This window comes from Kitasatospora sp. NPDC059722 (genome assembly GCF_042733235.1).
GTDB lineage: Bacteria > Actinomycetota > Actinomycetes > Streptomycetales > Streptomycetaceae > Kitasatospora.
The window spans coordinates 146015-160442 of record NZ_JBHWGD010000011.1; the positions used below are offsets into that span (position 1 = coordinate 146015).

Here is a 14428-nt window from a genome sequence, read left to right on the forward strand (position 1 = left end):
CCTCCCCACCTTGGCCCGGGGGGGGCGCGGGCGTCGTTTCCCGGGGACTTTCGATTGGGGGGCTGCACCTAATTGGGGGGTGCGCAGGAAGTCGGCCACGTCGACTTCCTGCGCACCAGGTCGTGGCGAAATCGAGGTGCGGTGGGAGGCGGCGTTCGTCCACACTGCGCGTCATGGGGGTGGACGATGCAGTGTGGTCGCCGCGGCGGCGGGCGCTGGCGCATGTGGCCGGGCTGGCTCGGGGCGGGCCGCTCGATCCGCGGCTGCGGCTGACCATGAACTTCCATCCGGACCGGATCGCGGGTGGCGAGCCGGTCCTCGTCAGGATGGCGTCGGACGGGCGTTACCACTCGCAGTTCGTGACGGGCACCAGCAACGGCGGCCTGACGGCCCGGCCGGGTGGGGACCGGTGGCACTGGGAGAGCCGGATCTTCGCGGGGGCCTACGACGATGTGCCGCCGCAGGAGCGCCCCGTCTACGGCGCTCTGGACTTCCGGTGCGATCCGGCAGGCGGCGCGCCGCGGTTCGGGTCCTCGTACTTCAGGCTCTTCGCCGCCACCCTCGCCCGCGCCACGTTCTGCTATCCGGACAGCTCCACGGACCCGTCCGCCTTCGGCGTCGCCTCGCGCTGCGCCCTCGTCGAGCTGGCCGAGGCGGACGGTCTCGATGCCGTGGACGGCCACATCGAGGCGCAGATCCACGGGCCGGTCCGGTTCGACCGGGACGTCGAGGCGCTGGTTCTCGATCCCAGCTATCGCGGCACGGCGGTGGAGCGCGCGGCGCGCAGGCTCCCGTGCCGGGTCGAGTGGCACCCCGGATTCCGGCTCTCCGTCGGGGAGTTGCGGCGCCACCCGGGATACCGCGGGCAGGAGTACGTCGACCTGGGGGCCGAGATCGCGGTCGACGGCCGGCTCGATCCGAGGATCATCGGCGATGCCGTCCGGAGTGGGCGCTATGACCCGCAGGACCTCAAGAAGGTCTGGCACTGCCTTGCCCGTTTCGGCCCGCCGCTCCGCGTCGAGTCGCAGACGGGGAACCGCCGGGCCGGGTTTCGCCGTCCGTGGGGGAGACGGGACTGCGGCCGATAGCGCATGGTCAGAACCGTTGGCCGCACCCAGGATTGACGGCTTGGGAACGGGGGAAAGATGGCTCGGCGATTCATGCTGATCACGTCACTGCTGCTGTTCGCGATGGGCGTGTGGGCGGTGTTGCACACGCAGTGGACGCCTGCGGCTGCTGCCGCCGATCAGCCCGTCGCGGCGGTCACGGGTCCCACTCCCGTCGCCGCTTCAGGCTCTCCCCAGCCCAGTGCGGCCTCCGCCACGCCCGCCGTGTGGACCCAGAGCAAGCTGCGCGACCACCTGGTGGCGGAGTTGAACGCCTCCGACCCCGCCCAGGCGCTCGCCGACCTGGCCAGGATCACCGACAGCCAGCCGTACGTCAGCCGGATCTGCCACCCGGTCGCCCACGACCTCGGGCACGCGGCCCTGCAGAAGTACGGCGACGACTTCGCCAAGGCCGCGTCCTTCCGCAACGACGTCTGCGGCTCGGGCTACCTGCACGGCATCGTCGAGGAGAAGCTCTCCCAGAGCCCCGACCCCGCCTCGGCCGTCACGAAGCTCTGCGCGCCCGACGAGTCGGCCTCGTGCATACACGGCATCGGGCACGGCGCGATGTTCGTGTCGCGGCTGAAGCTGCCAGACGCCGAGCAGCTGTGCCGGAAGTTCTCGCAGACGTACCAGGTGGTGGCCTGCTCGGAGGGCGTGTTCATGCAGCTCTTCGAGCCGGACGAGACCGACCCGGCCGCCACCGCCCAGCTCCCCGCGGACAAGCTGGCCGCCGACCCGCTGTACCCCTGCCCCGAGCAGCCGGACGTCTTCCAGGGCGCCTGCTACTTCTACGCGCCGGTCTACTTCCTCCAGAAGCACGACTACGCTGACCACCCCGAGAGCTTCGCCGAGGCCCTGCGCTGGTGCCTCGCCGCACCCACGTCGGACGGCCGGCAGGCCTGCACCCGGGGGACCGGATCCCGGCTGATGAAGTACAACATCGACCGCCCGGCGTGGGTCGGCGACCAGTGCGAGGCGGCCCCGGAGGCGTGGCAGCGGCCGCTGTGCGTCAGCGGCATGACGAGCTACTGGAACGTCAACTACCACGACAAGTCGGCCAAGGCCCGGTTGTGCCCGCAGCTGTCGCCCGCCGCTCGCAACGACTGCCGCTCCGCGGCGGCCGGCAGCGGCTCGGCGGACTGAACGCCATGGGAGGTTCGCTGACAGGAGGTGTCAGTGGAGCGGCCGTAGCCTGCGGCGCATGAGCCTGAACATCGTCGAATTCCGCCAGTACACCCTGCACCCCGGCACGCGCGAGACCCTGATCGAGCTGTTCGAGCGCGAGTTCGTGACCGGGCAGGAGGCCGTCGGCATCACCCTCGGCGGCCGGTTCCGCGACCTCGACGACCCGGACCGGTTCGTCTGGGTACGCGCGTTCCCCGACATGGCGCACCGCCGGCGCGCGCTGGAGGCGTTCTACACCGGCCCGGTCTGGCGGGCGCACCGCGACGCGGCCAACGCCACCATGATCGACAGCGACGACGTCCTGCTGCTGCGCGGCCCGGGCTTCGCCCCGGAGCGGGGCACCCGCGAGGTGGCCGCGACGGTCTGCGAGCCGTCGGACGCGGCGGCCTTCGATGAGTACGCGGCCCGGTACCTGGGCCCGCACCACGCGCTGCACCGCACCGAGCACGCCGAGAACGACTACCCCGCCCTGCCCGTCCGCACCGGGCTCGACGTCCGGCTCTGGTTCGGCCCGGCCGAACCGGCGCCCTGGCCGGTCCGGCGGCTGCGGCTGGAGCCCGTGGGGTGAATTGTCAGTGGGGTCAGGTGTAGTGGTGTCCTGTCCGATCCCTGTTGCGACCCGGAGGTGCCCATGGCTCGTTTGAACGTCCGCTCCGGCCTGGGGCCCGGCGATCCGGAGGTGCCGGTCGCCGTGCTGGTCATCGACTCCGACGGCACGCCCGGCGAGCGCGCGCTGAGCAGCTACAGCGCGTTCGGCCACGAGGGCGACCAGGTGTCCTACCTGCTGCAGACCGACGGCTGGGCCGAGCACTCGTACACGGGGGAGCGGCTGGCGGTCGACATCGCGCTCCACCCGGGCGGCCTGGAGCGGCTGGGAGTCGACCCGGCCGACTTCCCGGTCCGGTCGAGGTTCGACCCGAACTACGTCCTGGTCCTGCACGCCGAGACGACCGTCGATCCGGCGATGGCCGGCCAGGTCTGGGAAGGCACGGCGGTCTTCACCTCACCAGGAGAGGACTGGCCACTCGTCCTCGCACCGCCGCCGGAGGAGCCCTACGGGGACGAGGAGGAGGACGACGGCCCGGTGAAGGAGTAGGAGGAGCCTTCGAGAGCCGTCGTGCCGATCGCCTCGGGCAGCCGTTAAGTGGATGAAGGCCACGTGGCCGGTCCGAGGAGGCGCAGAGGCATGGGCTCGTCGTCGAACTGTCGCACGATCAGGAATCCAGCACCGCCCGGCGTCGACTCGCTCCGGTTCACGCCCCGGCGCGGCCTCGATGCCATCGCGGACCCGAGGCTCCGGGGCATGGCCGCCGAGGTGATCACCACGGGGGTCGTCGAGGAGATTCGTACCGAGTTCGGTGCCGTCACGCATTCCTACGATGGTGCCGGGGCCCGGGCCATCGCCATCGCCCTGGCCGCGGAGTTGGCCGCGTTCGACATCTCCTGTCCGGCGGGGGTGATCCGTGACGTGACCCTCATGCGCGCCCTGATGCTGCCGGACCTCGATGACGAGGTCGCGCTGGCGGTGAGCCGGGTGTGGGTGTTCGCCGTCTACGTCGACGACGTGTGCGCGCGCGACCGTGCGGAGTTCGAGGCCGTTCTGCAGGCCGGGATGCTGCCGGAGAGGGTGTCGGTGTCGTCCAACGCACGGTACGTCCGGCACATGTTCGGCGAGTTGGGCCGTTTCTGCGACGCAACGTTCCTCGCCGTCTACAAGACCTTCTTCTACAACGCCATGACGGGCGTCCTGATGGAGGGCGAGTTCACGGCGGAGGCGTCGGATGGCATCGACACCGAGTTCGTCCGGGCTCGGTCGGGGTACTGCGAGATCTGGTCGGCCGCGCTCCAGTTCGCCGCCCCCTCCCTGGAGATCGGTGCCGACCGGCGCTTCTGGGCGGCGGCGCTGAGCCGGACCGTGGGCTTCCTCAACGACTTCAACGACCTGCTGTCCTTCTACAAGGAAGCGGTCGACGGGGACGACTTCCTGGCCAGCAGGATCTACCGGCACGCGATGACGCGCGGCGTCCCATATCTTGATGCGTTCCGCGACGTCCTCGTCGCGGCGAGGGCGACCCACCAGCGCCTGCGGGAACTGGCCAGTGCGGAGCAGTATCCGTACATCGAGCGTTTCATGACCGGCTTTGTCCACTGGCACTTCTGCGTGCCGCGCTACCGGTGGCAGGACGTCTACCCGACGCTTAACTGATCGTTTCAGAGCTGGTCGGGGCCGCCTCGGCAAATGGGTGGCGACTGCCCAGGCTGCTTCGTCAGAATGCGGTGGTGACCGTAAACCCGGGTTTTAACGCGATACTCGTGACGTTGGACCGAACTCTCTCAAGGCCCTACGCCGTCACGCCCAGAGGTACGGGGCATGAGTAGGGTCGATCCAGGCTGTTGCTGGTACTGCGGACGCCCCTCCGCGAGCGTGCCCGAGCAGGTCGTCCGGGACGGGCGGTTCTACTGGAGTGACAGCCGGACTTGCTCCGAGTGCCCGGACGAGGACTCTGAGGGAATAGGGCCGACATGGCTTCGGGATGCTGTCCTGCAGGCCACGGGAGGTGCTGTGGTTAGGGTTGTCGCCGAGCGACCCGCCCGGGTCCATGTCCTTCGTATCCTCCGCCGGACCTACGGTGGGACGGTTGCCGAGACCGCCGGAATGCTGCGTGACCTACTTGGCCCAGGCCTGCGGGTCACGCCCGCAGAGGCTGAGTTCCTGACCGCCGAGTTCTCTGTTCTGGGGCTCCTCGCGAGTCCGATACGGCCGGGCTGATCGCTTCAGGAAACCTTTGCGGAGTCGACGCAAGCAGATGATGCTGCAGGCGAGTTCGAGCAGCCAGACGTCCGGGATGGCGGTGGTGGCGAGGAGGTCGTTTCGGAAGCAGCGGGGCTATGCGTTCCCAGAGGCCGTCGGGAACAAGATCATCAGTCACCCACCAGACCCTGCCCAGACGCGGCGTCAGACGCCAGCCGACACTCCGATCTCATTCTGAAATGATCAATAGGTCCGAGACGTAGGAAGTCGGGCCGGCCGACTTTCCACGCGGGGGTGAGGGCGTGAAATCCTCGGGTGCATGGCGGAATTGGGGGGACACCCGAGCGGCAGGGTGAGGCTGCTCGGGTTCTGGGCGATGCCCGGGGGAGAGGGGACGCTGCCGGATCCCCGTGACTTCGTAGACGCTGGGTGGGACGAGTCGGAGCGGCTGTGGGGCGCGGACTATCTCGACCGAGGCCAGGTCGCCGGGGAGTGGATGGGGACTTCCCGGTGCAGGTTGTGCGGGCGGGCCAATGGCTCGCACGATCTCACCGACAGCGTCTACCTCTGGCCGGAGGGGCTCGGCCACTACGTCGTCGACCACGCCGTGAGGCTGCCGGCCGAGTTCATTGAGCACATCGAGCGGCGGCTCGAAGCCCTCGACGGGTTGGAGCGGGACGGCTCGTGGTGGCGGCGGTTCGGGCGAACCCAGCTATCGCGTGGATGCTGATCAGAGTGGGGCGAAGAGCATGAGAACCCCTGGTGTGGGAAGGCGCAGCCTCGGCCGGCAGCGGGTGGCGGATCGAACGGGTGAAACACTCGAAGGTGACATGTCATGTCCCTGTGGTGCGGGAACTGTTCCGCGGGCGCACGGATCCTGTCCGGGACGGTCCTGGACGCCTTGTGCTGCGCTCGGAGGAGCTGTTTCATGTCCATGATCCGCACCGCGCGGGGGCGGGTGTTCCCGTCCACCCTTGCTTCCCTTGTGTCTCTTGCCTCTCTTGCGACCGGCGCCGTCTTCCTCGGGGGTGCCGCTCCCGCTCACGCGACGCAGGCCAGTACTACCGACGTGGCGTGCAAGAGTGGGAACCTCACCCTGAACATCGCCGAAGACGGCACCGTGAACGGCAGCGCCACCCTGACGAACTGCGCCTCGCCGATCAATCCGGGCATCACGTCCGCGACCGTCTCGATCAGCGGCCACGCCACCACGCTCCTCAACGGGGCGACCCTCGTCACCAGTACGGACATCACCACTTGGAACACCGGTCAGAGCACCACGGTCAACGAGACCCGCACCATCGTGGGCGGGACCAATGTCACGGAGGTGGGCGTGGGTGAATCGGTGGGCGGGCTGTTCCATCCGGCGACGGAGTCCGAGTCCGGGCGCGGCACGAGGAGCTCCATGCGAGCCCGGGAGACCGAAATCATCTTCGTTCTCGAAGGCGTACTGGAAGTCGGCTGATCCGAAATTGCACACCGGATGACCGATATTGATCGTCAATTTGGCTTCCGGGAAAGAAAGTTAAACGGCTGCAACTCTCGGTCGTGCGTGTGCTACGTTCCGTGCCATCAAGAGAAAAACGTTGACCCCGGCGGTGCTACCAACACCCCGGGGTCTGGCACAGGAGCAGGACCTCCGATGCGTGTACATCGTAGCGCGCACACGCGCTCGTTCACTGTACTTCCCAACGCCGCACTGCAGAATCGTCGGCTCAGCTACACTGCGCGCGGTCTGCTCGCCGATCTCCTCTCCCGGCCCGACGGGTGGCGGGAGGACGGGCGGCGCATGGCCGACACCAGTCCGCAGGGGCGCTGTGCCGTGCAGAAGGCCCTCAAAGAGCTGACGGACGCCGGGTTCTACCGCGTCGAGGTGGTCCGGTTGCCGGACGGGACGTTGCGCAGTGAGGCGCACGTCTACGACACGCCGCAGGTGGCGCCGGGTGCCAAGGGTCCGGCGGCCGGTCGGCCGGTGGGCGGTCCCCGTGTCGTTCCTGAAGTAAAGGAACGTGAGCAAGAACCCACCCTCCCGGGCGACTCGGGCTCGGACTCGGACTCGGGCCCGGGCGCGGCGGCGCGGACGCTGCTCCAGGTGGTTCGCCCGGAGCCGCGGCTGCGGCTCGGGGAGCGGGAGGCGGCGGCGCTGGCGCCGCTCGTCGAGGAGTGGCTGGAGCGGGGGAGCGGTCCGGCAGATCTGGCGCAGGCGTTGCTGCCCGGGTTGCCGTCGCCCGTGCACTCGCCGGTGGGGGTGCTGCGCGATCGCCTGGTGCGGAAGATGCCGCCGGTTCACACGGTGGCGCCGAAGCGGTATGCGGAGTGCTGGGAATGCCGTGATCCTGTGCCACGGCCCGGGCGTTGCCGGGCTTGTGAGGGGGAGGGGAGAGCCGGCGCGGCCGTCGATGCGCGGGGTGCCGAGCGTGCCCGGGCGGCCTTGCAGGCGGCCAAGGCGTCGAGACGGCCGCCCGGTCGTTCGTGAACTCCCGGTCCGGCGTTCGCACTTTCGGATGAGGCCGGGCGGCAGGCCGTCCGGGCGGGTCGATCGTCCGCCGACAATCGGGGCACGTGCTGGTGCCGGCCGAGGGAGCGCGCGTGTCGAACGAGCAGGACCGGGACGAGGCGCCGGGTGCGGTGCTGCGCCGGATGCGGCGCGAGTGCGGGATGAGCCTGTCGGCGCTCGCGAGGCAGGCGCACTTCAGCAAGGGCTACCTGAGCCGCATCGAGACCGGCGAGCGCCCGATGTCGCTGGACGTCGCCCGTGCCTGCGACGCCGCGCTCGGGGGTGACGGCGATCTGGCGGCGATGGTCTCCGAAGGAGCAGCCGACGCCTGCCCGTACCCCGGGCTCGCCGCGTTCCAGGCCGGCCAGGCCCGGTGGTTCTTCGGCCGCGAGTGCGCGAACGCCCGGCTGGTCGCGTGCGTCGGCGAACGGATGGACGGCGGCGGCCCGTTGGCGGTGGTCGCCCCGTCGGGGACGGGCAAGTCCTCGCTGCTGCGGGCCGGGCTGGTCCCGGCGTTGGCGCGCGGGTGCCTGCCGGGGTCGGCAGGCTGGCGGGTCGAGGTGTGCACGCCGACGGCCCGGCCGAAGCAGGTGCTGGCCAGGCTCGATGCCGTTGCCGACGACAGCCGACGGGCCCTGATCGTCGTCGACCAGTTCGAGGAACTGTTCACGGAGTGTCAGGACGAGGACGAGCGGCGGGCGTTCGTCGCGGCGCTGTGTGCGTGGTCCGGGCCGGGGCCGCGTACCGTGCCCGTCGTGATCGGCGTGCGCGCGGACCTGTACGGGCGGTGCCTGGCCTACCCGGAGCTGCTCGCCGCGCTGGAGAACGGGCACCTGCCGCTCGGTCCGATGAACCGGGCGGAGCTCGTCCGGGCTGTCGAGGGGCCGGCCGCGGCGGAGGGGCTGGAGCTGGAAGTCGGCCTGGTCGACCTCCTGCTCTCCGACCTCGGGGCGGATCCCGTCGAGGCGGGCACTCTCCCCCTCCTCGCCCACGCGCTGCTCGCCACCTGGCAGCAGCGCGAGGGCCGGGTGCTCACCGTGGCCGGTTACCGCCGCACCGGCGGCGTCCGTGAGGCGCTCGCCACGACGGCGGAGGCGGTGTACCTCCGCCAGCCCCAGGACGGCCGGGCCGCCGTCCACAGGATGATGATCCGACTCGTCCACGCCGGCGACGGCGTTCGCCAGGCCCGCCGTCGCGTCCCGCTCGAACGCCTGCTGTGGCACGAGCCCGCCGAGCGGCGCGAACACGCCCGCGCCGCCGTCGAGGCGCTCGGCCGGGCCCGCATGCTGACGCTCACCGGCGACGGCGTCGAGATCACCCACGAGGCCCTGCTCACCGCCTGGCCCCGCCTGCGCGAGTGGCTGGACGCCGACCGCGCGGGCCTGCGGGTGCACCGCCAGCTCGGCCAGGCGTGCGAGGCGTGGCAGGACGCCGGCCGCGACCCGTCCGCCCTCTACCAGGGCACCCGCCTCGCCCTGGCCCGGGAATGGGCCCGGGGCGACGGCGCGGGTGCGCTCAGCCCGCCGGAGCTCGCGTTCCTCGCCCGCTCGCAGGAGGCCGAGGAGGCGGCGCAGCGGGCGGCGCTGGCGAGGGCGCGCCGCCTGCGCCGGCTGACGGCGGCCCTCGCCGGGTGCCTGGCGCTCGCGCTGAGCGCCGGGGCGGTGGCGTGGGGGCAGCGCGGCCGGGCGGTGACGGCGGCCCGGCTGGCGCGCTCGGACGAGTACGCGGCGCAGGCGCAGGCGGTGGCGGCGACCGAGCCGGACGTCGCGATGCTGCTGGCCGCCGAGGCGTTCCGGGCGGCGGACACCCCGCGCAGCCGCAGTGCCCTGCTGAGCGCACAGGGGCAGTCGCTGGTGGGACAGTTCGGCGACGCGGGCGGGCGCGCCGTGAACGCCGCGGCCGTCTCGGCGGACGGCCGGACGGCGGCGACCTCGGGCAACGACGGCGTCCTGCGGCTGTGGGACCTCCAGCCGGACGGGTCCGCCTCCCGCGCCCGCTTCGCGCTGTCCGTGGGCCCGTCGTCGCTGCGTGCCGTCACGCTGTCCCAGGACGCGATGCTGGTCGCGACCGCCGGCGCGGACGGGATCACGCGGGTGTACGACACGAGCACGCCCGCCCCTGCGGTACGCCAATACGCGGCGCACGGTGGCTCGGTACGCGCCCTCGCGTACGCTCCGGTGGGCCGACTCCTCGCCGAGGGCGGCGACGACGGGACGGTGCGCCTCTACGACGACGCGGCGCCCGCCAGGCCGCCCGTCGTGATCGGCGGACCCGGGCACGGCGGAGTGCTCGACCTCGCGTTCTCCCCGGACGGCCGCACGCTCGCCGTGGCCCGCGCGGACGGTGCGGTGCTGCTGTGGGACGTGGCCAAGGGCACCGCGGGTGAGCCCTGGCAGCTCGGCCCGGACCTCCGCGCCCTCGCCTTCAGCCCGGATGCGTCGCTGCTCGCGGTCGCCCGGCCGGACGGCGTGCGGATCTGGCACACCGACACCCGGGCGCCCGCCGCCGCGCCCCTGACCGGTCACACGGACGCGGTGCTCGCCGTCGCCTTCGCCCCGGATGGCCGCACCCTCGCCACCGGGGGCCGCGACAACGCCGTCCGCGTGTGGGACACCGCGATCGGGCAGCCGGTGGCGACGCTGTCCGGGCACAGCGGACCGGTGAACGCCGTGCGGTTCGTGTCGGACACCCTGCTGCTGACGGTCGGCGACGACGCCGTGAACCGCCTGTGGCGCCTGGGCGACCCGGTATTCGTCGCGCACCCGGCCGCCGCGGTGCTCTCTCTCGACGGAGTGTCAGGACCGACCGGTCCCCAGGTCGTCGCCGGTGCCGTCGACGGGACGCTCCACCTGTGGGACGTCGCCCGCCACACCGAGGTCACCTCCCGTCAGGCCCACACCGGCGCCGTCTGGGGCATCGTCCACAGCCCGGACGGCAGCCTGCTCGCCACCGCCGGGGCCGACCACGTCGTCCGCCTCTGGCACACCGCAGACCTCTCCCCGGCCGGCGAGCTCACCGGCCACACCGGGCCCGTCAAGGCGCTCGCCTTCAGCGCGGACGGCCGCCGCCTCGCCTCCGCCGGGAACGACGGCGTCGTGCGGCTGTGGGACGTCGCCACCAGGGAGCCGGCGGGCGAGCTGACCGGCCACGACGACGAGGTGTTCGGCCTCGCGTTCATCGGCGACGGCACGCTGCTCGCCTCCGCCGGACAGGACGAGACCGTGCGCCTCTGGGACACCCGCACCGGCCGCGCGACCGTCCTGCACGACCACCACGACACCGTCTTCGGCGTCGCCGCCAGCCCGGACGGCACCCTGCTCGCCACCGCCGGGCGCGACGGCGAGGTGCACCTGCGGCCGGTCGCGGACCCGCAGCGCGTCACCGTCCTGCCCGGACACACCGGCCCGATCGTCAACGTCCGGTTCAGCCCCGACGGCACCCGGCTGGTCAGCGGCTCCCGCGACCGGACCGCCCGGGTGTGGCGGGTGCCGGGCGGAACCCTGGAGGCGGAGCTGCGCGGTCACGCGGCGGCCGTCCAGGACGGCGTGTTCACGGACGCCCGCACGCTCGTCACCGGCTCGCGGGACGGCACGCTGCGCCGGTGGGACCTCGACCCCGGGCGCGTCCTGGCCCGTGTCTGCGGGCTCGCCCCGAGGCCCGACCCCGCTCGCTGGCAGCGGCTGGTGCCCCAGGAGCCGGTGCCGGCGGCCTGTCACTGAGGGTGGCGTCGTCCCAGGTCGGAGGGTGTTGCCAGGTGCCTGGCGGCGCCGGCAACGGACAACCCGTTCAGCCGGTGGCCAGGAGGCCGAACACTCCTGGTGACGGCGGAGCGGCCGGAGCCCCGGCGCCCGCCGTACACCGAGAGGACCACAGCGATGACGCACCACCGTTCCCTGGCCACGGCGCTGGCCACGGCCGCCCTCACCCTCACCACCGCGCTGGGCGCCCCGCCCGTGACCGCCACCGCCCACCCCGCGTCGGCGGAGTCCGGCTGCTCGGCGGGCCACTTCTGCCTCTACACGGAGCAGAACCGCACGGGCGGGGTTCTGCTGCGGGCGAGCTACGACAACGACCTCAGGAACACCAAGGTCGGCTACAACGCGCTGTCCTGGTGGAACCACAGCGACTCCGCCTGGACGGTCTGGACCGATCCGCACTGCAGCGGGTACTCCGTGACGCTCCAGCCCGGCACGTGGGGCAACACGTCGGCGGACTGGTACAAGAACATCCGCTCGATCAACGCCGAGGGCTCCCTCACCAGGTGCCGAACCTCCCGCTGAGACCGTTCCCCGAGCACCGCGCCGCCGCCACGAGGGGAGCGACGGCGCGGTGCCGGCCTCGTCAGTCCTGACCGGTGATCATCGACATCAGCAGCCCGTGCGTCTCGGCGTCCGCCGCCACGAGCAGCCCGCGGCCGCCCGCCCCGGTGCCGATCGGGGTGCCGTCGATGCCGGTGACCACGCAGCCGGCGGCCCGGCACAGCGCGATGCCCGCGGCGAAGTGGACGCTCCCGGACAGGTCGCCGCCGTCGGTGACGTACGCGGCGCGCTTGCCGGCGGCCACCCAGGCCAGCGCCAGGGACGTCGACACGACCCGCGGCCGGAAGCGTTCGACGAACCGCGCGTCGGCGAGCAGTTCCACGGCCCGGAACCCGGGGGCGCCCGGGAACGGCGGGTCGAGGTTGACGTCCACCAACTGCGTGGCGGCGGTGGGCGCCAGCTCCGCGTCGGTGCCGTCGCGGCGCACCCGGGCGGTCGTGCCGTCGGTGAAGAAGACCTCGTCCCCGAACGGATCCGCCACCGCCGCGGCGCCGTCGCGGAGCGCGACGTTGACGGCCACCACCAGCGTTCCCGCGGCGTAGTTGAGCGTCCCGCACAGGGGATCCACCAGCCACTCGCGCCCGGCGCCGACGGCCCCCTGCCGCCCGCCCTCCTCGCCGAGCAGCGCGTCGTCCGGCCGGGCCGCGCGGATGACGTCGAGGATCGCCTGCTCCGCCGCCACGTCGGCCGCGGTGGCGAAGTCCCCGGCGCCCTTGTCGATGCGGGCGAGGTCCTGCCCGTACATCGCGCGCACCACGTCGGCACCGGCGCGCGCGGCGGCGATGGCGACCTCGGAATCATCCATGTTCGTCAGCGAGTTGATCACGGTGAGCAGCATACGAGCGGTACGTGCCGGGAGCCATGCCGTGGGCCCGTTTGAAGGCGGCGGCGAAGGCGAACTCGGAGCCGTACCCGACCCGGGCGGCGACGACGCGCAAGGGCGCGTCCGTCGTCCGGAGGTGGCGGGCGGCGGTGGTCATCCGCCACCAGGTCAGGTAGCCGAGCGGCGGCCGGCCGACCGTCGAGGCGAAGCGGCGGGCGAACGCGGCCCGGGAGAGGCCGACTTCGGCGGCGAGTTTGCCGACGGTCCAGGGCTCGGCCGGGGCGTTGTGCACGGCGTGGAGGGCGGCGGCGACGGCGGGGTCGGCGAGCGCGGCGGCCCAGCCGGTCGCCGGACCGTCGGCGCGGCGCTCGGCGAGCCGGCTGCGCAGCACGTACATCAGCAGGGTGTCGAGGAGCGCCGGGATGATCGCGCCGGTGCCCGGGCGCGGCGATGCCACCTCGGCGGCCAGGAGCGTGACGGCGGCGTGGAGTTCGGGGTGACGGTCCGGATCCGCCGGGAGGTGCAGGAAGTCCGGGAGGGCCAGGAGCAGGGGGTGCGTGCGGGTCGGGTCGAGTTCGTACGCCCCGCACAGGACGACGGTGGCCGGGCCGCTCAGGCCGAGGCGGTCGACGGTGTCCGCGACGTAGGCATCGCCGGGCTCGTCCGGCTTGCACACCGGGGCCGTGAGCGGGGTCGCCGGGTCGTCGGCCAGCGCGTGCCCGCTGCCGTGCGGCAGGAACAGCACGTCGCCCGCGCCCAGTCGGACGGGCTCGGCGCCCGGCGCCAGGAACCAGCAACTCCCCTCCAGCACCACCTGGAACGCCACCGCCCCGGGCACGGCCGGGAACCGCTGCCCCCACGGCGCATGCCATCGAACCCACGCCGAGCGGGGACGCCCGGTTCGCGCCACCGTGATCACATCGCTGAGAACGTCCACGGACCGAGCGTATGCGGCGAGCCGCCAGGCGCCCGTCCGAGCAGCGGCTTCGGGCGCGAGCCCGGCTGCCGCACGAACCCAGCGGTATTGCCCCTTCCAGGGCCGGGTGTTGGGTGCTGCCCGGCGGATGGTGACTGTGCGTATCGAGTGGCGGAGGCTGTGACTTCGTCCCGCGTTGCGGGCACCGGGGGGCGGCGCAGACTGGGGGATGGGGGATGGGGGACGTCGACGAGGCGCCCTGGAGGTACGTCATGTCCGACGGAGTGGAACTGCGCGGAACGTTGCGGAAGGTGGAGGACGTCGAGTTCGAGGTCGTGCGCGTCACGATCGACGTCGCGGACGACGCGGTGCGGCGGGAGCTGGAGAAGGACCCGGCCGGGACCGTCAGGCGGTTCCTGGAGTCGCAGGGGTTCAAGGTCAACGCGATCACGGCGCCGGAGCCGCAGCCCGGCCTGCCGTACCACCCGGGGTACATCCACATCACCAGCGGAGGGGACGAGTCGAAGTGGTCCCCGGTCTTTCCCCTGGCCGACGGCGACGCGGTGAGCGCCGGCGCCGAACGGGTGCGGGTGGGGACCGCCGAGCTCTTCGAGGTGACGATCGAACTCGACGACGCGGCGCGCCGGGCGGTCGCCGCGGACCCGGCCGGGGCGTTCCGGCGGTTCTTCGAGTCCCGGGGGCAGGTGGTGAACGGGGTCACACCGGGTCCTCCCGGTGTCTCGGGGCCGCTGGGCGGAGGGTTCTGGGCGCACGAGAACAGCGGGCCGGAGCGGTCCCAGTGGTACCACATCTTCCCGTGAGGGCCC

Annotated in this window: 13 protein-coding genes and 1 pseudogene; 11 read left to right on the forward strand and 3 right to left on the reverse strand. The window is 72.4% G+C overall.

What is annotated here, in order from left to right:
- The first annotated feature begins 173 nt into the window (after window positions 1-173).
- From ACFV4F_RS09955 to ACFV4F_RS09975, 5 genes are all read left to right on the forward strand, one after another.
- On the forward strand, window positions 174-1088 hold the full coding sequence (locus ACFV4F_RS09955) for a DUF3626 domain-containing protein (protein WP_380501397.1): 915 nt from the start codon (window positions 174-176) through the stop codon (window positions 1086-1088).
- A 72-nt stretch (window positions 1089-1160) separates the two neighbouring features.
- The gene (locus tag ACFV4F_RS09960; RefSeq protein ID WP_380501399.1) at window positions 1161-2252 is read left to right on the forward strand and encodes a hypothetical protein; all 1092 of its coding nucleotides are present in this window, start codon (window positions 1161-1163) and stop codon (window positions 2250-2252) included.
- Between the two features lie 58 nt (window positions 2253-2310).
- Entirely contained in the window at window positions 2311-2862 is a 552-nt protein-coding gene (locus ACFV4F_RS09965; protein ID WP_380501401.1) for an NIPSNAP family protein, read from the forward strand.
- A gap of 63 nt (window positions 2863-2925) precedes the next feature.
- Window positions 2926-3390, forward strand: coding sequence for a hypothetical protein (locus tag ACFV4F_RS09970; RefSeq protein ID WP_380501403.1), 465 nt, complete (start codon window positions 2926-2928; stop codon window positions 3388-3390).
- Window positions 3391-3597: 207 nt separating this feature from the next.
- Window positions 3598-4500, forward strand: coding sequence for a hypothetical protein (locus ACFV4F_RS09975; RefSeq protein WP_380501404.1), 903 nt, complete (start codon window positions 3598-3600; stop codon window positions 4498-4500).
- A gap of 631 nt (window positions 4501-5131) precedes the next feature.
- Here the strand turns inward: ACFV4F_RS09975 and ACFV4F_RS09980 are convergent.
- Window positions 5132-5224, reverse strand: a pseudogene (locus ACFV4F_RS09980) (IS5/IS1182 family transposase); the annotation flags it as partial.
- A 174-nt stretch (window positions 5225-5398) separates the two neighbouring features.
- Between ACFV4F_RS09980 and ACFV4F_RS09985 the strand changes: the two are divergent.
- From ACFV4F_RS09985 to ACFV4F_RS10005, 5 genes are all read left to right on the forward strand, one after another.
- Window positions 5399-5776 carry a hypothetical protein gene (locus tag ACFV4F_RS09985; RefSeq protein WP_380501406.1) on the forward strand — a complete coding sequence of 126 codons (378 nt, stop codon included), beginning with the start codon at window positions 5399-5401 and terminating at the stop codon, window positions 5774-5776.
- Window positions 5777-5974: 198 nt separating this feature from the next.
- Window positions 5975-6511, forward strand: coding sequence for a hypothetical protein (locus ACFV4F_RS09990; RefSeq protein ID WP_380501408.1), 537 nt, complete (start codon window positions 5975-5977; stop codon window positions 6509-6511).
- A 324-nt stretch (window positions 6512-6835) separates the two neighbouring features.
- Entirely contained in the window at window positions 6836-7522 is a 687-nt protein-coding gene (locus ACFV4F_RS09995; protein WP_380501410.1) for a hypothetical protein, read from the forward strand.
- A 113-nt stretch (window positions 7523-7635) separates the two neighbouring features.
- The gene (locus tag ACFV4F_RS10000) at window positions 7636-11262 is read left to right on the forward strand and encodes a helix-turn-helix domain-containing protein (RefSeq protein WP_380501412.1); all 3627 of its coding nucleotides are present in this window, start codon (window positions 7636-7638) and stop codon (window positions 11260-11262) included.
- Window positions 11263-11418: 156 nt separating this feature from the next.
- Window positions 11419-11823: a peptidase inhibitor family I36 protein gene (locus tag ACFV4F_RS10005; protein WP_380501414.1), complete on the forward strand. Its 405-nt coding sequence runs from the start codon at window positions 11419-11421 to the stop codon at window positions 11821-11823.
- A gap of 61 nt (window positions 11824-11884) precedes the next feature.
- On the opposite strand, the gene ACFV4F_RS10010 is transcribed toward ACFV4F_RS10005, so the two are convergent.
- Both ACFV4F_RS10010 and ACFV4F_RS10015 read right to left on the reverse strand, forming a co-directional pair.
- Entirely contained in the window at window positions 11885-12688 is an 804-nt protein-coding gene (locus ACFV4F_RS10010; protein ID WP_380501416.1) for an inositol monophosphatase family protein, read from the reverse strand.
- The gene (locus ACFV4F_RS10015; RefSeq protein WP_380501418.1) at window positions 12660-13622 is read right to left on the reverse strand and encodes an AraC family transcriptional regulator; all 963 of its coding nucleotides are present in this window, start codon (window positions 13620-13622) and stop codon (window positions 12660-12662) included. Before ACFV4F_RS10015 ends, ACFV4F_RS10010 begins: the two co-directional genes overlap by 29 nt.
- Window positions 13623-13873: 251 nt before the next feature.
- On the opposite strand from ACFV4F_RS10015, the gene ACFV4F_RS10020 reads away from it, so the two are divergent.
- Complete coding sequence (locus ACFV4F_RS10020) at window positions 13874-14422, forward strand: hypothetical protein (RefSeq protein WP_380501420.1); 549 nt, start codon at window positions 13874-13876, stop codon at window positions 14420-14422.
- The last annotated feature ends 6 nt before the right edge of the window (window positions 14423-14428 follow it).